This window comes from Acinetobacter thutiue, assembly GCF_030385805.1.
GTDB lineage: Bacteria > Pseudomonadota > Gammaproteobacteria > Pseudomonadales > Moraxellaceae > Acinetobacter > Acinetobacter corruptisaponis.
The window spans coordinates 93,421-118,019 of record NZ_JAUDZE010000009.1; the positions used below are offsets into that span (position 1 = coordinate 93,421).

21 protein-coding genes are annotated in these 24,599 nt (G+C 37.4%); 2 read left to right on the forward strand and 19 right to left on the reverse strand.

The window, feature by feature from the left end; all coding sequences use genetic code 11:
* Window positions 1–146: 146 nt before the first annotated feature.
* From acnD to QTA56_RS15290, 4 genes are all read right to left on the reverse strand, one after another.
* Entirely contained in the window at window positions 147–2,777 is a 2,631-nt protein-coding gene (gene acnD, locus QTA56_RS15275; RefSeq protein WP_267981848.1) for a Fe/S-dependent 2-methylisocitrate dehydratase AcnD, read from the reverse strand.
* Window positions 2,777–3,934 (reverse strand): bifunctional 2-methylcitrate synthase/citrate synthase, encoded by a 1,158-nt coding sequence (gene prpC / locus QTA56_RS15280; RefSeq protein ID WP_267981849.1) that lies wholly within the window; start codon window positions 3,932–3,934, stop codon window positions 2,777–2,779. Before prpC ends, acnD begins: the two co-directional genes overlap by 1 nt.
* A gap of 151 nt (window positions 3,935–4,085) precedes the next feature.
* Window positions 4,086–4,967 (reverse strand): methylisocitrate lyase, encoded by an 882-nt coding sequence (gene prpB, locus QTA56_RS15285; RefSeq protein ID WP_004907224.1) that lies wholly within the window; start codon window positions 4,965–4,967, stop codon window positions 4,086–4,088.
* A complete protein-coding gene (locus QTA56_RS15290; protein WP_267981850.1) occupies window positions 4,960–5,670 on the reverse strand; it encodes a GntR family transcriptional regulator in 711 nt (236 codons plus the stop codon). Before QTA56_RS15290 ends, prpB begins: the two co-directional genes overlap by 8 nt.
* 431 nt (window positions 5,671–6,101) lie before the next feature.
* Between QTA56_RS15290 and QTA56_RS15295 the strand changes: the two genes are divergently transcribed.
* Together QTA56_RS15295 and QTA56_RS15300 are read left to right on the forward strand one after the other, a co-directional pair.
* Window positions 6,102–7,307: an amino acid aminotransferase gene (locus tag QTA56_RS15295; RefSeq protein ID WP_267981851.1), complete on the forward strand. Its 1,206-nt coding sequence runs from the start codon at window positions 6,102–6,104 to the stop codon at window positions 7,305–7,307.
* Window positions 7,308–7,514: 207 nt separating this feature from the next.
* On the forward strand, window positions 7,515–8,885 hold the full coding sequence (locus tag QTA56_RS15300) for a phosphohexomutase domain-containing protein (protein WP_267981852.1): 1,371 nt from the start codon (window positions 7,515–7,517) through the stop codon (window positions 8,883–8,885).
* A gap of 90 nt (window positions 8,886–8,975) precedes the next feature.
* Here the strand turns inward: QTA56_RS15300 and galE are convergent, their stop codons facing one another.
* The 15 genes from galE to rfbB form a co-directional block, all read right to left on the reverse strand.
* Window positions 8,976–9,995, reverse strand: a complete 1,020-nt coding sequence (galE, locus tag QTA56_RS15305) for a UDP-glucose 4-epimerase GalE (RefSeq protein ID WP_267981853.1) — start codon at window positions 9,993–9,995, stop codon at window positions 8,976–8,978.
* Window positions 9,988–11,661: a glucose-6-phosphate isomerase gene (gene pgi, locus QTA56_RS15310; protein ID WP_267981854.1), complete on the reverse strand. Its 1,674-nt coding sequence runs from the start codon at window positions 11,659–11,661 to the stop codon at window positions 9,988–9,990. Before pgi ends, galE begins: the two co-directional genes overlap by 8 nt.
* On the reverse strand, window positions 11,658–12,929 hold the full coding sequence (locus QTA56_RS15315) for a UDP binding domain-containing protein (RefSeq protein ID WP_267981855.1): 1,272 nt from the start codon (window positions 12,927–12,929) through the stop codon (window positions 11,658–11,660). The genes pgi and QTA56_RS15315 overlap by 4 nt, the downstream gene beginning before the upstream one ends.
* Window positions 12,930–12,949: 20 nt before the next feature.
* Entirely contained in the window at window positions 12,950–13,825 is an 876-nt protein-coding gene (gene galU, locus QTA56_RS15320) for a UTP--glucose-1-phosphate uridylyltransferase GalU (protein ID WP_267981856.1), read from the reverse strand.
* Window positions 13,826–13,836: 11 nt separating this feature from the next.
* On the reverse strand, window positions 13,837–14,454 hold the full coding sequence (locus QTA56_RS15325; RefSeq protein WP_267981857.1) for a sugar transferase: 618 nt from the start codon (window positions 14,452–14,454) through the stop codon (window positions 13,837–13,839).
* Window positions 14,455–14,482: 28 nt separating this feature from the next.
* Window positions 14,483–15,307, reverse strand: a complete 825-nt coding sequence (locus QTA56_RS15330; RefSeq protein ID WP_289821556.1) for a glycosyltransferase — start codon at window positions 15,305–15,307, stop codon at window positions 14,483–14,485.
* A gap of 28 nt (window positions 15,308–15,335) precedes the next feature.
* Window positions 15,336–16,205, reverse strand: a complete 870-nt coding sequence (locus QTA56_RS15335; protein WP_267981858.1) for a glycosyltransferase family 2 protein — start codon at window positions 16,203–16,205, stop codon at window positions 15,336–15,338.
* Window positions 16,162–17,319, reverse strand: a complete 1,158-nt coding sequence (locus tag QTA56_RS15340; protein ID WP_267981859.1) for a hypothetical protein — start codon at window positions 17,317–17,319, stop codon at window positions 16,162–16,164. Before QTA56_RS15340 ends, QTA56_RS15335 begins: the two co-directional genes overlap by 44 nt.
* 157 nt (window positions 17,320–17,476) lie before the next feature.
* Window positions 17,477–18,592 carry a glycosyltransferase gene (locus QTA56_RS15345; protein ID WP_267981860.1) on the reverse strand — a complete coding sequence of 372 codons (1,116 nt, stop codon included), beginning with the start codon at window positions 18,590–18,592 and terminating at the stop codon, window positions 17,477–17,479.
* Entirely contained in the window at window positions 18,592–19,725 is a 1,134-nt protein-coding gene (wecB, locus tag QTA56_RS15350) for a non-hydrolyzing UDP-N-acetylglucosamine 2-epimerase (RefSeq protein WP_267981861.1), read from the reverse strand. The genes QTA56_RS15345 and wecB overlap by 1 nt, the downstream gene beginning before the upstream one ends.
* The gene (locus QTA56_RS15355) at window positions 19,722–20,984 is read right to left on the reverse strand and encodes a flippase (protein WP_267981862.1); all 1,263 of its coding nucleotides are present in this window, start codon (window positions 20,982–20,984) and stop codon (window positions 19,722–19,724) included. Before QTA56_RS15355 ends, wecB begins: the two co-directional genes overlap by 4 nt.
* Window positions 20,985–21,058: 74 nt before the next feature.
* Window positions 21,059–21,625, reverse strand: coding sequence for a dTDP-4-dehydrorhamnose 3,5-epimerase (gene rfbC / locus QTA56_RS15360; RefSeq protein ID WP_267981863.1), 567 nt, complete (start codon window positions 21,623–21,625; stop codon window positions 21,059–21,061).
* A 42-nt stretch (window positions 21,626–21,667) separates the two neighbouring features.
* On the reverse strand, window positions 21,668–22,555 hold the full coding sequence (rfbA, locus tag QTA56_RS15365) for a glucose-1-phosphate thymidylyltransferase RfbA (RefSeq protein ID WP_267981864.1): 888 nt from the start codon (window positions 22,553–22,555) through the stop codon (window positions 21,668–21,670).
* Entirely contained in the window at window positions 22,552–23,460 is a 909-nt protein-coding gene (gene rfbD / locus QTA56_RS15370; RefSeq protein ID WP_267981865.1) for a dTDP-4-dehydrorhamnose reductase, read from the reverse strand. The genes rfbA and rfbD overlap by 4 nt, the downstream gene beginning before the upstream one ends.
* Window positions 23,461–23,464: 4 nt before the next feature.
* Window positions 23,465–24,550, reverse strand: a complete 1,086-nt coding sequence (gene rfbB / locus QTA56_RS15375) for a dTDP-glucose 4,6-dehydratase (protein WP_267981866.1) — start codon at window positions 24,548–24,550, stop codon at window positions 23,465–23,467.
* Between the last annotated feature and the right edge of the window lie 49 nt (window positions 24,551–24,599).

Consider the following 24,599-nt stretch of genomic DNA (forward strand, 5'->3'; position numbering starts at 1 on the left):
AATAATCAGTTTTTAGATTTAAAGTTTAAAATAAAAACATATATAACATTTTCATAATATCATTAGTATTTATCTCTTTTAAATTAAAAACCCCACTCTAAAGTAGGGTTTTTATTAAACAATATCAATTACTTTTAGCTAAAGTGTTAAGCCACTTGGCCTTCTAAAAAGTCTTGCGCAAAACGCTGTAATACACCGCCCGCTTCATATACAGAAACTTCTTCTTCTGTATCTAAACGGCAAGTCACAGGTACTTCAACAATCTCTTCTTTACCATCAGCAGTTGAACGCTCAATTACTAAAGTTAAAGTTGAACGCGGTGAGATATTACCAATCACGCTATATAGCTCAGTACCATCTAACTTCAACGTCTTACGGTTGACACCTGGTTTAAACTCAAGCGGTAATACGCCCATACCTACAAGGTTAGTACGGTGAATACGCTCAAAACCTTCAGCCACAATTGCTTCAACACCTGCAAGACGAACACCTTTCGCTGCCCAGTCACGGCTTGAACCTTGACCATAATCCGCACCCGCAACAATAATCAACGGTTGCTTACGGTTCATGTAAGTTTCAATCGCTTCCCACATACGCATCACTTCGCCTTCAGGCTCTACACGCGCTTTTGAACCCTGCTTAATGGTACCGTCTGAACGAACCACCATTTCATTAAACAATTTCGGGTTGGCAAAGGTTGCACGCTGTGCTGTCAAATGGTCACCACGGTGCGTCGCGTATGAATTGAAGTCTTCCTCAGGTACGCCCATTTTATGTAGATATTCACCCGCAGCCGAATCCATCATAATCGCATTGGATGGCGATAAATGGTCTGTGGTGATGTTGTCACCCAAGATCGCAAGCGGACGCATATTCGACAAAGTACGTGGTGCAGCCAACGCCCCTTCCCAATATGGCGGACGGCGGATATAGGTACTCATTGGTCGCCAATCATACAATGGGCTTTCTGCTTGCTCAACTTCACCCAAGTCAAACATTGGGATATAAACTTTACGGAATTGTTCAGGCTTCACTGCTTCTTTTACTAGCGCATCAATTTCCGCATCAGATGGCCAGATGTCTTTCAGGTAAATTGGATGGCCGTCTTTGTCTGTACCGAGTGCATCTTTCTCGATGTCAAAACGGATCGTTCCTGCAATCGCATAAGCAACTACAAGTGGCGGAGATGCCAAGAACGCCTGTTTTGCATATGGATGGATACGGCCATCGAAGTTACGGTTACCTGAAAGTACTGCAGTCGCATACAAGTCACGATCAATAATTTCTTGTTGAATCACTGGATCAAGCGCACCTGACATACCGTTACAGGTAGTACATGCATACGCCACGATACCAAAACCAAGTTTCTCTAGGTCTTTCAGTACGCCAGCTTCTTCAAGATACAATGCAGCCGCTTTAGAACCAGGTGCAAAAGACGATTTCACCCAAGGTTTACGCACTAAACCAAGTTCATTGGCTTTACGTGCCAATAAACCTGCCGCAACGGTATTACGTGGGTTTGAGGTATTGGTACAAGACGTAATCGCCGCGATAATGATCGCACCATCAGGCATTAAGCCTTCTGCTTCTTGTGCTTTAGCCGCTTCTAAATTTCCTGCAATACCTTTTGCCGCCAAATCAGCCGTAGATACACGTGCATGTGGGTTTGATGGGCCAGCAATATTACGGGTTACAGTTGAAAGATCGAAACGTAGTACACGTGGGTACTCAGCCTTGATCATATCAGATGCCCAAAGACCGATTTCTTTCGCGTATTGCTCAACCAATGCCACTTGTGCATCTTCACGACCTGTCAGGCGTAAATAATCAATGGTGTTTTGGTCGATATAGAACATGGCAGCGGTTGCGCCATATTCAGGGGTCATATTGGAAATCGTAGCACGATCACCAATCGACATGGTATCTGCACCTTCACCAAAGAACTCCAGATATGCACCGACCACACGTTCTTTACGCAAAAATTCAGTTAAGGCTAACACGATGTCAGTTGCGGTAATGCCTGCTTGACGCTGACCCACTAGCTCAACACCAATAATGTCAGGTAAACGCATCCACGATGCACGACCCAACATCACATTTTCAGCTTCTAAACCACCAACACCCACCGAAATCACGCCTAAAGCGTCAGTGTGTGGGGTATGTGAATCTGTGCCGACACAGGTATCAGGAAATGCCAAACCATCACGGTTTTGAATCACTGGAGACATTTTCTCCAAGTTGATTTGGTGCATGATGCCGTTGCCCGCAGGAATCACATCAACATTCTTAAAAGCGGTCTTGGTCCATTCAATGAAATGGAAACGGTCTTCGTTACGACGGTCTTCCACTGCACGGTTTTTCTCAAACGCGTCAGGATCAAAACCGCCATATTCCACTGCCAATGAGTGGTCTACGATCAACTGTGTTGGAACCACTGGGTTGACTTTAGATGGATCACCGCCTTTATCGGCAATCGCATCACGTAGGCCAGCAAGGTCAACCAATGCGGTTTGACCCAAGATGTCGTGACACACCACACGTGCAGGATACCAAGGAAAATCCATGTCCTGACGGCGTTCGATCAGTTGTTTTAAATAATCAGTTAAGTTTTCTGCATCAGCTTTACGCACAAGCTGCTCAGCCAACACTTTAGAGGTGTATGGCAAAGTTGCATATGCGCCTGGCTGAATATCTTCAACAGCTTGACGCACGTCATAGTATTCGAGCTGGGTATTGCCATTATAATTTGGCAGCGGTTTACGGTATTGATTTGTCATTAACCACGCTCCGCCAATGGTTTGAATTCCAGGTTTTCAGGACCTGTGTAGTTCGCGCTTGGACGAATGATCTTACCGTCTTGACGTTGTTCAATCACGTGTGCTGACCAACCTGCTGTACGTGCAATCACGAACAATGGCGTGAACATTGCTGTTGGAACACCCATCAAGTGATAGCTCACCGCACTGAACCAATCGAGGTTCGGGAACATGTTTTTCACTTCTTTCATCACCGCTTCTAAACGCTCAGCGATCAAGTACATTTTGGTATTCTCTTGTGCTTGAGCAAGATCATAAGCCACTTTCTTGATCACTTCGTTACGTGGATCAGAGATGGTATAAACAGGGTGACCAAAACCGATAATCACTTCTTTCTTCTCTACACGGCTACGAATGTCTGCTTCTGCTTCGTCAGCATTGTCATAACGTTGTTGAATCACAAACGCCACTTCGTTTGCGCCACCATGCTTTGGACCACGCAGTGCACCGATACCGCCAGTGATGGCTGAGTACATATCTGAACCTGTACCTGCCACAACACGAGAAGTAAATGTAGACGCGTTAAACTCATGCTCTGCATAGAGAATCAAAGAGGTATGCATTGCTTGAATCCATTCTTCAGATGGTGCTTCACCATGAAGTAAATGGAGGAAATGTGCAGCAATCGAATCATCATTGGTTTCAACTTCGATACGACGACCATTGTTGCTAAAGTGATACCAATACAACAACATTGAACCTAAGCTTGCCATCAATTTATCAGCGATGTCTTTAGCGCCCGCTTCATTGTGGTCTTCATGTTCTGGGGTTAAACAACCGAGAACTGAAACACCTGTACGCATCACATCCATTGGATGTGCAGATGGAGGAAGTTGTTCAAGTGCAGTTTTCAATGCTGCGGGTAAGCCACGAAGTGCTTTTAATTTTGCTTTATAGGCTTTGAGTTCAGCTTTATTTGGTAATTTACCATGTACCAATAAGTGTGCAACTTCTTCAAATTCGCTGCCAACTGCAAGGTCAAGAATGTCATAACCACGATAATGTAAGTCATTACCGCTACGACCCACTGTACATAGCGCAGTGTTCCCTGCAACTTGACCACTGAGTGCAACTGATTTCTTTGGCTTAAAGCCTACTGGTGTTTCATTAGAGCTCATAAGATTGTCCTTTTATTGTGTTTACTGGTTTATCCTAGAAACCCCTCCTAACCTCCCCTTAAAAAGGTGAGGGATTTCACGCACCAAATAACATCTTGATTTCGTAGAAGTCTCCCCCTGACAAGGGGGAGATTTAGAGGGGGTTAAAAAATCATTTATTCTTTGCAAAAGTTCCATCAAGATATTGTTCAAACGCATGATAATTAATGCGCTCATACAATTCCTGACGGGTTTGCATGGTATCGACCACATTCTTTTGCGTACCTTCCTGACGTAAAGTCACATAGACATTTTCCGCTGCCTTATTCATGGCACGGAATGCAGACAGTGGATATAAGGCAATGCTCACGTCAGCAGAAGCCAGCTCTTCTGTGGTAAATAATGGCGTAGAACCAAATTCTGTGATGTTGGCTAAAACTGGAACTTTGGTCAGGTCAGCAAATTGCTTATACATTGCCAATTCAGTGATGGCTTCAGGGAATAGCATATCTGCACCTGCTTCAATGTATGCACCCGCACGGTCAATCGCAGCTTGTAAGCCTTCAACCGCAAGTGCATCGGTACGCGCCATGATCACAAAGTTTTCATCGGTACGCGCATCGACCGCAGCCTTGATACGATCCACCATTTCTTGCTGCGTCACGATGGCTTTATTCGGACGGTGACCACAACGTTTTGCACCAACCTGATCTTCAATGTGCATCGCTGCTGCACCGAACTTAATCATCGACTTCGTGGTACGTGCAATGTTAAATGCAGATGCACCAAAACCTGTGTCTACATCGACCAATAAGGGTAAGTCACAGACATCTGTAATACGGCGTACATCAGTCAACACATCATCAAGATTACTGATGCCCAAATCAGGTAAACCCAAAGACCCCGCGGCAACCCCACCACCTGACAAATAGATCGCTTTATAGCCTGCACGTTTTGCCAATAAGGCATGGTTGGCATTGATCGCCCCCACCACCTGTAATGGTTTTTCATTTGCGACCGCGTCGCGGAATAGCTGACCAGCAGATTTAGCCATGTTGTTGTTCTCCTTGAGTTTGCAGCAATGTTTGCTCAACAATTTTGTAGGATGCATTGATATGACGATGCATCAGCATTTCGGCGAGTTCACCGTCACCTTCTGCGATCGCATCTAAAATGCGGATATGTTCGTCCCAAGCCTTGCTTGGTCGATCTGGGGTATTTGAAAACTGGATTCGATACATACGGATGAGGTGATACAACTCATCACATAACATTTTTTCGAGAGTTTTATTGCCACTGCTTTTGATAATGCAGTAATGAAAATCGTCTTGACCTTCTTGTAGGTAATAGCCTTTACCTGCTTTAAAATTCTCATCTTCGGCATGCATCCGCAATACATCACGCAAAGCCAAAATTTGTTTTTTATCAATATGCTGAGCTGCAAGTTTACAGGCCAAGCCCTCTAAAGAGGCTCGAACTTGATAGAGTTCTTTAAATTGTTGTAAAGAGAGAGAAACAACACGTGCACCGATATGTGCCGTTCGCTCCACCAGTTTCTGCCCCTCTAAGCGGTGAATCGCCTCACGTAAAGGTCCGCGGCTAATGCCATAAATACGTGCCAGCTCTGGCTCGGAAATTTTGCTTCCTGCGGGAATTTGCCCCAGTACAATCGCAGACTGAATTTGCTTAAATACGTGTTCCGTCAGTGTTCTTCCCTGACTTGTGCTGATGGCTTGTTGAACAAGGGTATCTTGCATATTGTCGACAATCTCTACCATTTTGATGATTTTATAACGAGATATAAGAAAAATTGCAATAGGATTGTCGACAATAAATAAGACTCATCCTGCCAATCCTATCTGCTTGACATCCAATATCAAGCCACCAAAAAACAAATTCAAACCCACATAAATTTAATTAAAACAATAGTTTAAAAACAAAATATTGGTTTTATCTTTTAACACATCATCTTTTTTGTGCTGTTTATGCTACGACTATGGTATGACAGCATGATTGTAGACAATCCTTATCATCGACGAGTTCACTACAAATTTTGTAAGTAAATACTGCTTCAAGAATGCAAATAACAGCGTGCTTCATGCTGGCTTTATTGGTACATTATTGGGCATCTGGAGCAGTGCTCCACAAGACACATCCATGCCCCTTGTTGAATAAAAGGACATTGTTAATGTTTCAACATATCCCACCTTATGCAGGCGATCCAATCCTCTCATTAATGGAACAGTTCAATGCTGATCCACGCGCTGAAAAGATTAATTTAAGTATTGGTTTATACTATAACGAAGATAGTATCGTTCCTCAGCTTGATACCATTATCGAAGCACAGAAACGTATTGCGCCAAAAAATGATAAAACCAAGCTTTATCTGCCAATGGAGGGTTTCAAACCTTACCGTGAGGCGATTCAGGCGTTGTTGTTTGGTGCAAATAGTCCAGCAGTTCAGCAGGGTCGTGCTGTAACAATCCAGACATTGGGTGGTTCAGGTGCATTAAAGGTCGGTGCTGACTTCTTAAAAACCTATTTTCCAAATTCAGAAGTTTGGGTCAGTCAGCCAACTTGGGATAACCACATTGCCATTTTTAATGGCGCTGGTATCAAAAGTCACTTCTACCCATACTTCGATGCTGAAACACGTGGTGTAGATTTTGAGGGTATGTTGTCGACCCTGAAAACATTGCCAGAACAAAGCATTGTGTTATTGCATCCTTGCTGCCATAACCCAACAGGTGCAGATCTCAATCCAGCCCAATGGGATCAGGTGATTGCAGTATTAAAAGAACGTAATCTGATTCCATTCCTCGACATTGCCTATCAAGGTTTTGGTGATAGTATGGAGCAGGATACCTATGCAATCCGTGCTTTAGATCAGGCAGGCTTAAACTTTATTGTCAGCAACTCATTCTCTAAAATCTTCTCACTTTACGGTGAGCGTGTCGGTGGCTTAACTTTTGTGTGTGATGACGCTGAAGCAGCACAGTGCACATTTGGTCAGTTAAAGGCAACCGTACGCCGCAACTACTCTAGCCCACCAACTACAGGTGCATGGCTGGTTGATCAGGTGCTCAATGACGCTGATTTGAACCAACAATGGCAAGGCGAAGTCAAAGAGATGCGTGAACGTATTATTAAAATGCGTAGTATCTTGAAAGATGAACTCACCAAGGCATTACCAGATCGCGACTTTAGCTACCTTGTCAATCAAAAAGGTATGTTCAGCTACACAGGTTTAACTGGTGAACAAGTGGATATACTACGTGAAGAATATGCAATCTATCTTGTACGTAGTGGTCGTATCTGCGTTGCAGGCTTAAACATGAACAATATTTATAAAGTTGCGAAAGCTATGGCAGAAGTGTTATCAAAATCTGCTTAACCCATCCATCACTTATAAAACTCGAAATGGTTGTTTCACGTGAAACAACCATTTTTTATTACGCATAAGATGAGATTGCCTGAACTGATTGACAGCGATACATCTGACTTACTCAATTATAAAGGATTCAATCTGTATCTATGGTTGTTCAAGCCAGTCGAGTCTTTGTATACTGCAAGGCATTTAAAACCACTGTGTAAATAAAAAATGACTCAACTCACCTGCTTTAAAGCCTACGATATTCGCGGAAAATTAGGTACAGAACTCAACGAAGACATCGCCTATAAAATTGGTCGTGCCTATGGACAAATCTATCAACCTAAAAAGGTCGTGATTGGCTGTGATATCCGTTTGAGTAGTGAGGGCTTAAAACAGGCGACGATTCGTGGTTTAAATGATGCAGGTGTCAATGTGCTGGATTTGGGTATGACTGGCACTGAAGAAGTCTATTTCGGAGCGTTCCATCTCGATGTACAAGGTGGGATTGAAGTGACTGCGAGCCATAATCCGATGGATTACAATGGTATGAAATTGGTACGTGAAAATGCTCGTCCAATTAGTGCTGATACAGGCCTAAAAGAAATACAGGCACTCGCTGAATCTGGTGAGTTTGCAGAGGTTGAGCAAAAAGGCTCAACTGAAAACTATAATATCTTACCTGAGTTTGTTGAACACCTACTGACTTATATTGATCCGCAAAGAATTAAGCCCCTTAAACTGGTGGTCAATGCTGGTAATGGTGCAGCAGGTCATGTCATTGATGCGATTGAACACAAGTTCCAACAACTGAATATCCCTGTTGAGTTTATTAAAATTCATCACGAAGCAGATGGAACTTTCCCAAATGGTATTCCGAACCCAATCTTGATCGAAAACCGTGATAGTACTCGTAAGGCTGTGCTTGAGCATAACGCGGATATGGGCATTGCTTGGGATGGGGACTTCGACCGTTGCTTCCTGTTTGATGAAAAAGGACAATTCATTGAAGGTTATTACATTGTAGGTTTATTGGCACAGGCATTCTTGATCAAGCAATCAGGTGAAAAGATTGTGCATGATCCACGCCTAGTCTGGAATACCATTGATATTGTGGATCAATATCAAGGTATTACAGTTCAATCCAAGTGTGGTCATGCCTTTATTAAGGATGTGATGCGTGAACATAATGCCGTTTACGGTGGTGAGATGAGCGCACATCACTATTTCCGCGACTTTGCTTACTGTGATAGCGGTATGATTCCTTGGCTACTCACTATTGCCCTGCTCTCTGAAACAGGTCAAACACTTTCAACATTGGTTAAGAATATGATTGCCAAATTCCCATGTAGTGGTGAAATCAATTTTAAAGTAGAGAATACCCAAGCAACTGTACAAAAGATTTTTGATCATTATACAGACCAGAATCCACAGATTGATCGTACTGATGGGGTCAGTCTTGATTTTGGTGCATGGCGTTTAAATGTACGCGCCTCGAATACTGAGCCTTTATTGCGTTTAAATATTGAAAGCCGCGCTGATCAGAATCCACAACCAATACAACATTATGTAGGTGAATTAACCAATTTAATCCAAGCTTAATCTGAATCAGCTAAAAAGTGATTCCTGTAAATTATAGGAATCGCTTTTTTAAAACACACCTTTCAGTGTTGAATAATATCAATTGGCTTGCTAACTCTTATAGCCATTTGGATTTTGCTTTTGCCAATTCCAGCTGTCTGCCAACATATCCTCTAAGGTATATTGAGGTCGCCAACCTAGTTCATTTTTTGCTCGAGAAGCGTCAGCATAAAAGGCTGCTAAATCTCCAACTCTTCGATGAACAAACTCTGTCGGAATCACAATTCTATTTACTTTTTCAAAGGTTTCTTTTATTTGTAAAACTGAAATTGGAATGCCAGTTCCAATATTCCACGCCCGCCATCCCTGCTGATCCAAGCGATTGGTTACTGCTAAAACATGCGCCTTGGCTAAATCAACAACATGGATAAAATCTCGTTCACATGTTCCATCCGCAGTTGGATAGTCACTTCCAAAAATTGAAAGCTTTTCACGTCGCCCAATAGCAACCTGAGTGACATAAGGCATCAAATTATTTGGTGTTCCTTGTGGATCCTCCCCAATTTGACCACTTTGATGAGCCCCTACTGGATTAAAATAGCGCAATAACGCAATCGACCACCGCATTTCAGCTAACGCGATTTTTTGTAACATTTGCTCAATCATCAATTTTGTATAGCCATAATTATTATTTGGTAAACTCAATGGCATATCTTCTTGATATGGCGATGGGTTTAATTCACCATAAACCGTTGCCGATGAACTAAATACCAGTGTAAATACACCTGCTTTTTCCATCGACTTCATTAACTGAATACTGCCAGCAATATTATGATCAAAATAGGTCAATGGAATCTTTTGACTCTCACCGACTGCTTTTAAACCCGAAAAATGAATTACCGCATCAATCTTATGTTCCTGAAAAACTTGATCAAGTTCCTTTTCAAAGCGAATATCACCTTGTACAAAAACCAAAGTTTTGTTGGTTAATTGCTGGACACGATTTAATGACTCTTCAGAACTATTCGATAAATTATCAAATACAATGACTTCGTGTCCTGCATTCAGTAATTCAACACAAGTATGAGAACCAATATAGCCAGCACCACCTGTCACTAAAATCTTAGCCATCTGTTTTTCCTAATAATATTCTAAGCAGACCTTGCGTTGAGGTATCAAATGCAGATAAATCACCCTGTTCACCATTTAAAATTGGTAATAGTTGATTGGCGATTTCTTTACCTTTTTCAACGCCCCATTGGTCAAAGGGATTGATATTCCATAAAACAGATTGCACAAACACTTTATGTTCATATAATGCAATTAACATTCCCAAGCTATAGGGATTCAACTCTTTTAATAGAATGGTTGAACTCGGTTGATTACCCTCATATTGCTTATAACTAGGCAAATCTTTCAGTTCATCGGCTGAGAGTGCCTGATTGCCAAATGCGAGCAAACGCGATTGTGCTAAACAATTTGATAATGCCAAATGATGTTGCTCAACTAAAGCCTCTGCATTTTCAGCATAGGTAAATTGGTTGGCATTATAACGTTTCACTGGCGCAATAAAATCACAACTGACTTTATGTGTTCCCTGATGCAGTAACTGATAAAAGGCATGCTGAGCATTTGGACCCACCTCTCCCCAAACAATAGGACAAGTTGCTGCATTGACCTTTTCCCCATTTCGCTGAATAGATTTACCGTTCGACTCCATTTCAAGCTGCTGTAAATAAGCAGCAAAGTACTTCAGTCGACCATCGTATGGCAACACTGCATGTGTCTGAAGCTTAAGAAAGTTATTATTCCAGATACCCAATAATCCCATGAGTACAGGAATATTTTGAGCAAATGGAGCAATTTGAAAATGCTCATCCACAGTATGGGCCCCTGCCAAGAGCTGCTTAAATCCATCCACCCCGATAGTTAATGCAATCGGCAAACCAATACACGACCATAAAGAATAACGACCACCAACCCAATCCCATAATAATAATTGGTTTTCAACTGCAATACCCCATTCTGTCATTTTCTCTGGTTTGGTCGAAATCCCAATAAAATGGCTTTTTAATACAGCACTATCTCTACCTAACGATTTCTCTATCCATTTTCTTGCCGTATGAGCATTGGAAAGAGTATCAATCGTACCAAAAGATTTAGAAGAAATGATAAATAAGGTTGTCTCTGGGCGTAACTGATGCAGAATATCTGATAACTGGCTTCCATCCATCGTCGATACAAAACGAACATTCAATGGTTTTATCGTTTTGACTTTAAAGTCAGATAATGCACAACTTACCATGAGTGGTCCTAAATCAGACCCCCCTACACCAATATTGACTACATCTTGGATTACTTCTCCTGTAACTCCCCGATATTGCCCAGCGTGAACTTTATTAACTAGACGATACATGTTATGAAGTTGTTCAGAGACCTGATGAGCCAGTTCAGGAAATTTTATATTATCTTCAGGCAAACGTAGTGCCCAATGCATTGCTTCTCGTTGCTCAGTATAATTAATTTTATGCTTAGAAAATAAAGTATTAATCCACTGATCTAAAGCTTTATCTTTAGCAAGTTCAACTAATACTTCCCAAATGGTACCATTGATACGCTGCTTACTAAAATCAAAGACTAAATCTTTACATTCAACGCGATATTTATCAAAACGATTCTGCTCTTTCTCAAAAAGTTCATTTAAATGAACTTTCTCATACTGCTCTATCAATTTAGTAAGCTTTTGTTCAGATGTGAGCACCATTTTCTTTGGAAACTTTTCAATCTTTTCATTCATAATCGCCCTACTCCCTCATAAGCAAACCCTTGTTGTTTTACATAGATGGGATCATACACATTACGACCATCTAAAATTAAAGGGTGAGCCATTAATTGTTGAAGCTTCTTATAATCTAAGCTTAAATATTGCTTCCAGACGGTCACCAAACATAACGCGTGTGCTCCCTCGGTTGCTTTATATTGTTCTCGGCATAAAATTAAATCTTCTCTTTTACCATAATATGCTTGAATTTCATCTAACGCCTGTGGGTCATGGAGTTTGACAATAGCCCCCTGTGCCCATAAAGCGGATAACATACTATGAATAGGAGAATTATGAATATTTGAAGTATTTTCCTTAAATGAAGCCCCCCAAATTGCAATTACCTTACCATTTAAATCACAATGATAGTAATTCCAGAGTTTACGAAATAATACTTCTTTTTGCTGTTCATTGATTTCCCAAACCTGCTCAAGCAAGCGGCTACGTGTACCTGCGTCAGAAATGACATTTGATAAGGTTAAAATATCATGGGAGAAGTTTTCCCCACCAAATCCAACACCAGCCGACAGGTAAGCGGCCCCAATACGAGTATCGGCTGCCATACCATTTTTTACATTAGCAATATCTACGCCAAGCTTCTCGACTACAAGTGCCAAATCATTTATATAACTAATACGTGTTGCTAACATGCCAGAAATACTCAGTTTAGTAAATTCTGCATCCAAAATCGGCATAAACAAATATTGGTGAGTAAAACGGAAGAATGGTCGCAATATTTCATACATTATGGTTTTAGTATACTCTGTCTCAATACCTACAATGACATGCTGAACATTTAAAACACTATTTAGTGCATTGCCTTCCTGGATCATATCTGGGAAATAAACCCAATAATCCTTAGGTAAATTTTGTGATAATTTTTTTGTAGAATGTAAACCAAAAGTTGAACCATTAATCATTAACCGAGGATGAATGATTGTTCGTATACTCAAGTACTTGGTTATTTCTTCTGCTACCTGAAATTCAGTAGGACTAAAACAAAAAAAGTAAGCCTCTATATCTAAAGGAATAGAAGAAAAACAGCAGTCTTTTAGGAAACCTAATTGACGCTGTTTAAGCAGCAATCGGTTTACATCCTGTTCCTGATATGTCACACAAGCAATCTGCTTATCATTACCTATATAATTATGATCTACACACCAAAAAACTTCATTACCTCGTTCTGCCAGTAAAGCAGACATGACACCAGCATGAAGTGTGCTTCCAAAAACTGCTATCTTCATTCTATTCTTTTCCAGAAATTTTATAAATTCAGTTCTATAATTAGCTTTTTAAAATCTTCTCCTAATTTAGAATGCTCTATCCCATAATGCAGTACTGCTTTGAGATAACCAATTTTGCTACCACAATCAAAGGTTTGTCCTTTCATACGATACGCTTCAACTGTTTCAGTTTGCTGTAAAGCTGCAATTGCATCGGTTAACTGAATTTCATTTCCTGCACCACGAGGCGTATTCTCCAATAAGCTCATAATCTCAGCAGGTAGAATATAACGTCCTACTACAGATAAATTCGAAGGTGTAGTTCCAACAGTTGGCTTTTCCACAATACCCTGCATCGCAATACTTTCACCCTCTTGTGGTGAAATGGTTACGTCAACAATACCATATTGATCGACTAAATGATCAGGCACAGCTTCCACCATAATTTGTGCAGCTTGAGACTGTTCAAAACGCTGGATCATAAGGGATAAGTCGTTTTCACTAGATCGATTTTTTACTAGAACATCAGGGAGTAACACCGCAAATGCTTCATTACCAACAATATCTTTAGCACATAACACTGCATGACCTAAGCCTAAAGGTTGAGGTTGGCGTACACTCACCACACTCACATGCTTCGGTAAAATATCAGTAATTTCCTTAAGCAAATCAAATTTCTTTTTTTGTTCTAAAGTTGTTTCCAACTCAAAATTACGATCAAAATAATTCTCAATCGATGCTTTAGATGAGTGCGTCACCAAGATAATTTGTTCGATACCAGCTTCAACCGCTTCACGTACCACATATTCAATTGCAGGGCGATCCACAACAGTGACCATTTCTTTTGGGATCGATTTACTGGCAGGTAAAAAACGAGTCCCTAACCCTGCAACAGGTAAAATTGCTTTTTTGATCATATTTAAAACCTTTACTTTACAATAGAACTAGATTGAGACTCTGAACCAGTAAAACGGCTTGAACCAACTGTTTGATTTGGCGCATTAATCCCCTCTCTTTTCAGCATAACATCAACGGTTTTAACCATAATTTTAAAATCCAGTAATATATTATGATTTTCTACATACTGAACATCTAAGTCAAACTTCTCTTCCCACGATAAATTATTCCGTCCACTTACTTGGGCAAGTCCAGTCATACCTGGCTTGACCTCATGACGTCGCATTTGATCAACAGTATAATGCTCCAAAAACTCAGTCATTTGTGGACGAGGACCAACAATACTCATATCACCTTTAAGTACATTGAATAGTTGTGGCATTTCATCTAAGCTGGTTGAACGTAATTTTTGCCCAAAAGGAGTAATTCTTAATTCATCAGGTAAGGGATTTCCACATTGGTCAACTCCATTTTTCATTGACCTAAATTTAATCATTTTAAATAACTTACCATTCTCCCCAGGTCTTTCTTGATAAAAAAAGATTGGTGCGCCTAAGTTTTTTCTAACTTTATAAGCCACTAAAATAAATATTGGTGAAAGTAATAGAATTGCTACAGAGGCAACAACAATATCCACGAACCTTTTCATCGTTTGAAAACCCATATATCAAAATAATTTAGACTTTCTTCCTAAGAAAATTATTATAAATTTTCCCCAACATCGTGGATGGTAGTAGTCGAAACATTGACCGTATTAAAAAGATTATATTAGCATGAATCGGATGCTGTAACTTCAATTCTTTTTTTAAATCAAGTAATTTTTTTTCACTTTTAATATATTCCAAGCCCTTACGTCTTGTGTGCATACCATTCCCTACACGTGCATATAAAATTACATCAGGTAGATTTGCAACCTCATACCCAGCAGCTATTACACGCAACCATAAATTATAATCTTCCATAAATAAATGATGCTGATAACCACCAAGCTTGATAATTGCATCTCGCTGATAAGCAACAGTCATGTGATTAAAAGGGCAACGCTTTTGTGCAAAAACCTTAATATGATTATGATTTTCAGGTACAGCTTTTAATACATGGGCATCTGAAATATCTTGATTAAATTCTAAAATTTGTCCACCAAATAAAACAATGTTAGGATAACTTTCTATAAAACCAACTTGTTTAGCAAAACGATCTTCTATACAGATATCATCAGTATCCATACGAAAAACCCATTCATTTGTACAATATTTCAAACCTTCATTTAGGGCCTTGCCTAAGCCAAGATTTTCAGGTAGTGCCACTACTTTTAAAGTGTTACCGATTTTTTTCTGCCAATATTCTACACACTCCGTAAGCTCTCCTCCAATAGGACCATCAAGAACTAATACAATTTCATCAGGTTTAATAGTCTGAGAATCCCAAATACTTACAAGAGATTGTTCAAAATATTGTGGAGATTCTTTAAAATATAATGATAATAATACAGAAAACATCATTATTTAAATCCTTTACTATTAAAATTATTTAAATAGAACCATCTTTATCCTTAAATCCATCAGAGATACCTCTATTCATGTATTCCACATATTTTTTTCCATTATTAACAAATACTGGATAGTAAAAATACTTAATAAAGTATTTAATTCCATTAGAAAACTTCCAATAGAAAGGTACATAACTCCTATCCAACAGCTTTATATAGTTTCTAAATTGGTAATAAGTTCTAATTGGTGCTGGAATATGAATCTTCATTCCTAAAAAATTCTTATCTCCCTCCCCAAGTTGATGACTCAAGAGTACATCTTCTATAATAAAAAACCTATAATTACCAACTGCTTTAGCACGCCAACACCATTCATGATCAACTGCATCAATAAATAAACCATCCTCCAATAATCCAACTTTATTGAAAGTTTCTACGGCTATTAGAGAAGATGAACTAATTAATTCCCCTACTTCTGTGATATTATTATATAACTTTTTTCCTTTTTTAATAATACCTTCATATTTTTTATTTTCACCACGGTTAAAAGGGCGTGGACCAACTGCTCCAACATCAATATTTTTATTCAACAAAAATAGGTAATTTTCCAACAAAGTAGAAACTAAATTTCTAGGTGGAATACTATCTTGATCCAAAAATAAGATATGTTCATAATCTTTGAAAAAATTTAAACCCATATTCTGAGCTGATGCAATCCCTATGTTATTACCTAATTTCTCAAAAACCACATTACTATAGCTGGAAAAATCTAAAAAATGGTCTACAGTAGAATTATCCACGATATAAATTTTTGAGACTTGATTAGATATCTCATTTAATATTGTAAACAACATAGACATGTTAGGATTATATAGAACTATTATACAACCTATTTTCTTTCCTACATTCATAAATTAACCTTAAAACGATAATTAACACAACATGATTTGTATCCAGAAAATATGGATTACTTATAGCATATGAAACATATACAGCATAGATAAAAAGCAAGTCTTTATAATAAATTTTCTTTAAGGCAAAATAACACATTAGACCAAAAAAAATAATAGAATTTAGAATACCCAGTTGAAATATATAATATATGCCTTGCAATTCAAAATAAATATCTCCAGTATAATCTCGAAATGATGTTCTAACTGATAATGTGCTACCTAACCCACTGCCAAAAATAAAGTTAGAAATATTGTTAGTTAAACTACTTATCAATACATTATACTGATCGCCTCTTGTACCCAGAGAGTCACTTTTTCTTGAAAGGACCTCAGACACATAATCAAGTAAGAACCCAGACATCAAAACAACTGCACTAACAATAATGACTGATTTTAATGTTTTACTTTTGCCAAAGAACAACGAATAACCAACGATAAACAATGCTGTTGAAATCCAAAAAGCAAAATTACCTGCAATACATATACCTATAAAAGCAAGAATCCTATAAATTTTAACATATTTAATGTATTCTTGCACTTCTTTGATAAAAGCTAAACAAAATGCGATTGGAATAAGTGCATTACCTTTCACCTGTACCCTATAAAAGTATCCATTATAAGTATACAAGTCCCCCCACCCTTTATCTAAAAAATACTCTCTTAAAATCAAATAAGAATTTTGCGTATAAAACATATTAAGCATTATTTCCATAAAAATCAAAAAAATAGATTGAAAGGAAATTAAAATATAGAATATCTTCAAAATTACTCTTGGAATTTTTTCAACAAAATTACTAGCCAACAATAATAAAATAGCCAACATAAAATGTATAATCAGTAAAAACTCATTCCCCTGAAACAAAGAATATTCAGCCAAAATACACAACCACAAAGAAACAAAAGATATATTAAGAATATTCAATCGATTGTATGCAATCATTCCAAATACTAAAAGCAGCACTGCAATATTAGCAATTAAAGAATAATCTGAAAATGGAATCTGCCTAGTAATAACAAAAAATACGGTAAAAAATAAAAAACTGTATATAATTTGCTTTCCATTAATGTGCATTTTATCTAAACCTTAGCAAATATAATCTCAGTTAATATTTAAAATTAAAATAACTATAAAATAAATTCAATTCCAAAAATTTATCTATATACATTCAATTCCAATAAATCTCTACCTAAGCTAAACTCATTAAAACTTTTGTTTTTCAAAGCTCTATTTAATTTAGAAAATCATTTTTAACTAGTTTTTCGTAAACTTTAAAAGTTTGATAACCAGTATTGGTCCAATTAAATTTTAGCAATACATTTGTGCTAGGTGTATCTAACTCATAAGCAGCCTGCATAGCTTTATGCATTGATTTTTTACTATATGGATCACAAACAAAAACATGTTTATTAATTAAGCTCTTAAAGTATGTGTCTATTGGACAATAATCACTATCACATACCACCACATTCATACCACTACCTAATGCCTCTAAAGAACTAAGTCCTGGAGACTCCCTAAAAGATGCTAGTATATGAACTTTATGAGTGTTAAATAGATATCCAAGTTCATTTTGATCTAAGTTTTGGGCATTAATCTTTATTCTACTGGAACCCATAGCATGTTTCTTAACAGCTTCTAAATATCTAAAATTATTCGGTGCTACTCCACCTACTAATGTTAAATCCCAATTGGATGTCCTACAAATATCAACAAGTTGAAGTTGATTTTTTACTGGCTCTATTCGTGCTGCTGATATAAAACCTTTTCTTTGCTTATTTGAAAAATAAGGAAATTTATTAAAATCAACGCTATTAGGAATCACAGAATAGTTTTTATAATTTGTACCAAAAGTGTCATTTACAATTTGCATTTCTTCTTCAGAATTTGGTAAATACCAATCAAACTCCTGAAGAAAGCTTCTTACTTTATCTTTATAATTTTTGGTTACGGATTTGGGTTTTCCAAACATAGATGCCATATAAACTTCTGTATTTTTGTAAATTTTATACATCCTTTTATAATTTTCACTATTACAGAAAAATCCTAGTTTTGCGAAATTATCAATAAATCTCGCATGGCTCATTTCCCAATAAATCGTCGAAAGTACTACTTTAGCACCTAACAATTTAGCCTCTTGAACATATTCACTACTCTCTTCAAGCGTCTGCATATTGAATATATGCGCAATATCTGGTGAAAAAGCATTTAAATCTTTAATATTATCTATAATTCTGATTTCAACATTATATGCTTTTTCAATTTCTGCTTTCGTATTAACCATCTGAACAACGTCACCACCATGTGCAACTTTCCAGTTTTTACGGATACAATATGCAATTTTCATTATAACTCCTGAATCACCTGAACAATTCGCTCACAGGCTTTGCCATCGCCATATGGATTATGGGCGCGAGACATAGCTTCATATTTATCATGATCACGAAGCAATGTCTCAGCTTCTTTGACCAGTGCTTGTCGATTGCACCCAATCAATTTTACAGTCCCAGCAATTACAGCTTCTGGTCTTTCGGTCGTATCACGCATTACTAGAACTGGCTTACCTAAAGAAGGTGCTTCTTCTTGAATACCACCACTATCGGTAATAATGAAATAAGATTGATTCATCAGATAAATAAACTCCTCATACTGAAGTGGATCTATCAAATACACGTTTTCAATACCAGAAAGAATTTCACTTGCAGGTTTCTGTACGTTCGGATTTAAATGTACAGGGTAGACAATATCAACATCAGGATTCTTCTGGGCTATTTCTTTCAGGCCTTCACAAATATTAATGAACCCTTGTCCAAAGTTCTCACGTCTATGTCCAGTAACTAAAATAACTCTTCTTGTCTCATCCAATTGATACTGGCTACTAATTTTCGCTTTTATTTTTACTTTTAATTCTGGCTGACTATCAATTCTTTGTAAAACGTGCATTAAGGCATCGATAACTGTATTTCCAGTTACATATATATCACTTAAGTTTTTGCCTTCTTTTAAGAGATTTTCTTCACTTTGTTGAGTAGGTGCAAAATGATAATTTGCTAAGACTCCTGTCAGTTGGCGATTTCCTTCCTCTGGCCAAGGTGAGTAAATATCATAAGTTCTAAGACCTGCTTCAATATGACCAACTTTAATTTTAGAATAAAATGCAGCTAAACTTGCAGAGAATGTTGTTGATGTATCTCCATGTACAAACACAATGTCAGGCTTAAAATCCCCTAATACATCTCTTATACCAATTAAAACATTCGCTGTAATATCATATAGATCCTGCCCAGTCTTCATAATATTTAAATCATATTCTGGAACGATATCAAATATTTCTAAAACTTGATCCAACATCTGTCTATGTTGTGCAGTTACACAAACACGAGTTTCAAAGTTCTTACAATCCCTTTTAAACTCTTTAACTAATGGTGCCATTTTAATAGCTTCTGGACGTGTACCAAAGATAATAAGTACTTTTTTCATAATTTAAACCTAAAAATTAGCGCCAACATGCAAATAGATAGAAGTATTTCACCTACAATCATTGAAATAAGTACGCCATTGATAAATAAATGTGGGATTAATACTAAATTTAATATCATTGTAACTAAACCAGCGACAACGAAAGAAGAAGTATAAAATTTGTCTTTTCTAGATGCTGATAAATATTGTATACCGATGATGTTATTCACTACACCAAAGAATAGCCAAATCATCATAATAGCTAAAATATAGCTATATGATTGAAATGCTACTCCATAAACTAAAGTAATAATTTTTTCAGAAAAGATTGTTACCAACATTCCAACGAGCAAGGCCATCCCACCAATTATTATTGCCAGTTTTTTAATATATAGTTTAGCATTGCTTTCTTGATTCACCTTTCTACAACTTATCGGATAAAGTGCTTGAGTGATCGGTGTAAATAATCCAACAATCGCTCTGAATAGTTTTTCTGCTGCAGAATAGTATCCTACGACCGTATTTGTTGATACAAAAGATAAAATTACAGTTCCAGAAGATGTTAGTAAATTACTCAACACAGATGTGAAAAATAAATTCAACCCACCCTTTAAATAACTCAAAATTACATTAGTTTTTGGGATTTCAAACTTTATCTTAAAATTTTTCCTAATTAAAATTAATGAATACACCCCAGCAAAGATCGTACCTAATGAGGTCAAGAATGGAACTAGCAAATAATCTGAACTATTTTTAACGAGTATAAAAATAGCAATAGTAAAAAAAACTTTAGATATAATATTTATAATTGTAATATAACGCATTTGTTCCATCCCCTGAAAAAACCATACAGGAAATAGGATTTGCCCCAGCACGCTCCCAAAGGTTAAATAATACAACCAAGGGTTTACATTAAATTTATGAAAAAAAATAATTAAAAGTGTTAATATAATAAGAGAAACAAAAAATAATACAGATTTAATAATCATTACTGAACTAAAAATCTCATTAAGCTTTTCTTTATTCTCTTTATTTAATGAAATTTCTCGAGTAGCCGTAAAATTAAAACCATAATCCGTTAAAACTATAAAATAGCCCACAATTGCTGTTGCAAAAGCTAATAAACCAAATTTTTCAGCACCCAAAACTCTTACAAGATAAGGTAGTGTTAATAATGGTAGAATATAATTAAGGCCCTGAAGTGTTGCTAAAGAAAAAAAGTTTGTAATAAACCTTTTTTTCTCTTCGGTATCTATAAGCTTACTAAATAGTGTGATCAAGGTACATAACTCATATCATTCTGATTAGTTCAAATCAATCATGTGCACAAAGCGATCGAACCATCAAATATCACTTATTTAAATAACTTAGCGTCTTTAATTTTTAAAGCAACCTCATCCTTATCACTCACGAGGACTTCTTCAATTTCTGACAAAGGCCATTCAATTGCAATTTTTGGGTCATTCCATAATATTGCCCCCTCACTTTCTTTATCATAATAATTTGTGGTTTTATATAAAAACTGAGTATTATCTTCAAGTGCAATAAACCCATGAGCAAAACCAGCTGGAATCCAGAATTGCTTATGATTTTCACCTGTCAGTTCCACACCCACCCACTGCCCAAATGTCGGTGATTCTTCTCGAATATCGACTGCCACATCCCAGGCCCGTCCTTGAACAACGCGAACAAGTTTACCTTGGGCATATGGATTTAATTGATAATGCAACCCCCTTAATACACCTTTCTGTGAATAAGAATGATTATCCTGAACAAAGTCTGGAACTTCAAGACCACGCTCAACTAAAACCTGCTCAAAGTTTTTCTGGTTAAAACTCTCCATAAACCAACCACGCTCATCGCCAAATACACGAGGTTCAAGGATGAGTAGACCTTTAATCTTTGTTTCAATAATATTCATTCATTCAACTCAAATAATTTGTATTTACGCTTTAATAGAGGTTTACTGTTCCTGATATAATTTCAGTAAATATTGACCATAACCTGTTTTCTTGAAAAAATTAGCTCTAACCAATAACCGTTCTTTATTAATCCAGCCATTGTTAAATGCAATTTCTTCTAAACACGCAACTTTCAACCCTTGGCGATGCTCAATCGTCTGAACAAACTGACTTGCTTCCAACAAAGAATCATGCGTACCCGTATCCAACCAGGCAAAACCACGTCCCAACAATTCAACATTTAACTCTTGCTGTTGTAAATAAATATTATTTACATCAGTAATTTCCAGCTCTCCGCGATGAGATGGCTTGATATTTTTAGAAATTTCAACAACTTTATTATCGTAAAAATAAAGTCCTGTAACTGCATAATTTGATTTTGGCTGTTCAGGCTTCTCTTCAATACTTAATGCCCTACCTGAAGCATTAAAATCCACTACACCAAAACGTTCTGGATCATTTACATAATAACCAAATACAGTCGCTCCACTTTCTCTTGCTGCTGCACGTAATAACTGTTCACTAAAGTGTTGACCATAAAAAATATTATCACCCAGAATCAAACAGACATCATCATCACCAATAAACTCTTCACCAATAATAAATGCCTGAGCAAGCCCATCAGGTGATGGCTGAATCTTATATGAAAGTTTTAAACCAATCTCTTCGCCTGTACCTAACATTTTTTCATAGTTTGATAGATCTTCTGGGGTTGATATAATTAATATCTCATTAATACCAGCTAACATTAAGACTGAAAGCGGATAGTAAATCATTGGTTTATCATAAATTGGGAGCAACTGTTTTGATGTACCCATTGTGATGGGATATAAACGAGTCCCTGAACCACCAGCTAGAATTATACCTTTACGTTGTTTTTTTTGATTCATGAGAACAGCTCCTCTAATACTTGTGTTACACCTTGCTGCCAACTTGGTAAATGTATTTCAAAATTTTGTTGCAACTTATCAGTATTCAACCTCGAATTCAAAGGTCTTTTTGCTAGCGTTGGATAATCTTTTGTTTCTATAGGATGAACTTTTTTTAATGTAAGTTCATACCTGTGTTCAGTTGCCACAGTAAAAATAAACTGTGCATAATCATACCAATTCGTTTCACCCGCTGGAGCTAAATGATAATGCCCATGCAATTGTTTCTTTTGCTCAGGAGATCGCAATAAATAATAACGAATAGCTTGAGCCGTTACATCTGCAATCAAAGCAGCCCCTGTTGGCACGCCAACTTGGTCATGAATAATATTTAATTCATCTTTAATTTGACCAAGCTTAAGCATTGTTTTAATAAAATTGTTACCACGTGAAGCATAAACCCAACATGTCCTAAAATTAACAAATGCTGTACCACTTTGCTCTAAAACAATCTCACCATCACGCTTGGTTTTGCCATAAAAATTAACAGGAGATGTATAATCATCTTCTTTCCATGCATTTACACCATTACCATCAAATACATAGTCAGTGGAATAATGTATTAAAAGCGCTTGATATTTTTGACACTCTTCTGCCAAGTGTTTAACCGCTAAACAATTAATTAAATGTGCTTGGTCTAAATCAGATTCTGCTTTATCCACAGCAGTATAGGCAGTTGCATTCACTACAATATTCGGTCGAACTTGTTCAAAAACATGTGAAATTGCCGCAAAGTTTGAAACATTGCCACTCAACCCCTCTAAACTCTGTTGGCGATCTAAAGCAATCACTTCGCCAAGAGGCTGAAGCGCTCGCTGCAACTCCCACCCAACCTGGCCGTTTTTTCCTAGCAATAATATTTTCATAACATTAATAACTTAAATTGGTTTCTTCTATAATCTGATACTGTTGTTTCATCCAATTTTGATACTCACCACTTTGAACATGTTGCACCCATTCTTGATTGTTTAAATACCATTCAACCGTTTTACGGATACCTGTTTCAAACGTTTCTTGAGGTTTCCAGCCAAGTTCTCTTTCTATTTTCGCAGCATCAATCGCATAACGTAGATCATGGCCTGGACGATCTTTCACAAAAGTAACTAAACTTTCATAAGGCTGGGCATTCGCTTGTGGTCTTAACTCATCCAGAATCTTACAAATAGTTTTGACCACCTCAATATTCTGCTTTTCATTATGCCCACCAATATTATAGGTTTCACCAACCAGACCTTGAGTGACGACCAAGTATAATGCTCGGGCATGATCTTCGACAAATAACCAGTCACGAATTTGATCACCTTTACCATAAATGGGTAAAGCTTTACCATCCAAAGCATTTAGGATCACTAAAGGAATCAACTTTTCAGGGAAGTGGTAAGGACCATAATTATTTGAACAGTTGGTCACAATCGTAGGTAAACCATAGGTTCTATGCCAGGCCCGTACTAGATGATCTGAACTCGCCTTACTTGCAGAATAAGGCGAACTTGGTGCATAGGGTGTTGTCTCAGTAAATAAATCTGTTGTGCCCTCTAAGTCACCATAGACTTCATCCGTAGAAATATGGTGAAAACGGAATCCAGTTTTTCTACTATCATCTAAACTTTGCCAATATTTACGTGCCACTTCCAATAAAGTATATGTTCCCACAATATTGGTTTCAATAAATGTAGCAGGGCCATCAATAGAGCGATCAACATGAGATTCAGCAGCTAGATGCATCACGACATCTGGTTGAAATTGCTCAAAAGCTTGTTCTAATTTTAAAGCATCACAAATGTCAATCTGTTGGAATTGATAACGAGAATCTCTATTAATTTCTTTTAATGACTCCAAGTTCCCCGCATAAGTTAGTTTATCTATATTTAAAACGGTATCATTTGTTTTCTGTATAATGTGGCGAACCACAGCAGAACCAATAAATCCAGCACCACCAGTTAATAATATTTTCATATTTTATCCATACTTACTCATTTAACCATTTTGCTTACTCCAATACATG

Coding starts and splice junctions, on each gene's coding strand:
- pgi (WP_267981854.1), bottom strand. CDS start 11,661: ATGAATGAAAAGATTGAAAAGTTTCCAAAGAAAATGGTGCTCACATCT.
- rfbD (WP_267981865.1), bottom strand. CDS start 23,460: ATGAAAATATTATTGCTAGGAAAAAACGGCCAGGTTGGGTGGGAGTTG.
- galE (WP_267981853.1), bottom strand. CDS start 9,995: ATGGCTAAGATTTTAGTGACAGGTGGTGCTGGCTATATTGGTTCTCAT.
- galU (WP_267981856.1), bottom strand. CDS start 13,825: ATGATCAAAAAAGCAATTTTACCTGTTGCAGGGTTAGGGACTCGTTTT.
- QTA56_RS15340 (WP_267981859.1), bottom strand. CDS start 17,319: ATGCACATTAATGGAAAGCAAATTATATACAGTTTTTTATTTTTTACC.
- acnD (WP_267981848.1), bottom strand. CDS start 2,777: ATGACAAATCAATACCGTAAACCGCTGCCAAATTATAATGGCAATACC.
- QTA56_RS15345 (WP_267981860.1), bottom strand. CDS start 18,592: ATGAAAATTGCATATTGTATCCGTAAAAACTGGAAAGTTGCACATGGT.
- prpB (WP_004907224.1), bottom strand. CDS start 4,967: ATGGCTAAATCTGCTGGTCAGCTATTCCGCGACGCGGTCGCAAATGAA.
- QTA56_RS15330 (WP_289821556.1), bottom strand. CDS start 15,307: ATGATGTTTTCTGTATTATTATCATTATATTTTAAAGAATCTCCACAA.
- QTA56_RS15295 (WP_267981851.1), top strand. CDS start 6,102: ATGTTTCAACATATCCCACCTTATGCAGGCGATCCAATCCTCTCATTA.
- wecB (WP_267981861.1), bottom strand. CDS start 19,725: ATGAAAAAAGTACTTATTATCTTTGGTACACGTCCAGAAGCTATTAAA.
- QTA56_RS15315 (WP_267981855.1), bottom strand. CDS start 12,929: ATGAAGATAGCAGTTTTTGGAAGCACACTTCATGCTGGTGTCATGTCT.
- QTA56_RS15325 (WP_267981857.1), bottom strand. CDS start 14,454: ATGAAAAGGTTCGTGGATATTGTTGTTGCCTCTGTAGCAATTCTATTA.
- rfbC (WP_267981863.1), bottom strand. CDS start 21,625: ATGAATATTATTGAAACAAAGATTAAAGGTCTACTCATCCTTGAACCT.
- prpC (WP_267981849.1), bottom strand. CDS start 3,934: ATGAGCTCTAATGAAACACCAGTAGGCTTTAAGCCAAAGAAATCAGTT.
- rfbA (WP_267981864.1), bottom strand. CDS start 22,555: ATGAATCAAAAAAAACAACGTAAAGGTATAATTCTAGCTGGTGGTTCA.
- rfbB (WP_267981866.1), bottom strand. CDS start 24,550: ATGAAAATATTATTAACTGGTGGTGCTGGATTTATTGGTTCTGCTGTG.
- QTA56_RS15335 (WP_267981858.1), bottom strand. CDS start 16,205: ATGAATGTAGGAAAGAAAATAGGTTGTATAATAGTTCTATATAATCCT.
- QTA56_RS15290 (WP_267981850.1), bottom strand. CDS start 5,670: ATGCAAGATACCCTTGTTCAACAAGCCATCAGCACAAGTCAGGGAAGA.
- QTA56_RS15300 (WP_267981852.1), top strand. CDS start 7,515: ATGACTCAACTCACCTGCTTTAAAGCCTACGATATTCGCGGAAAATTA.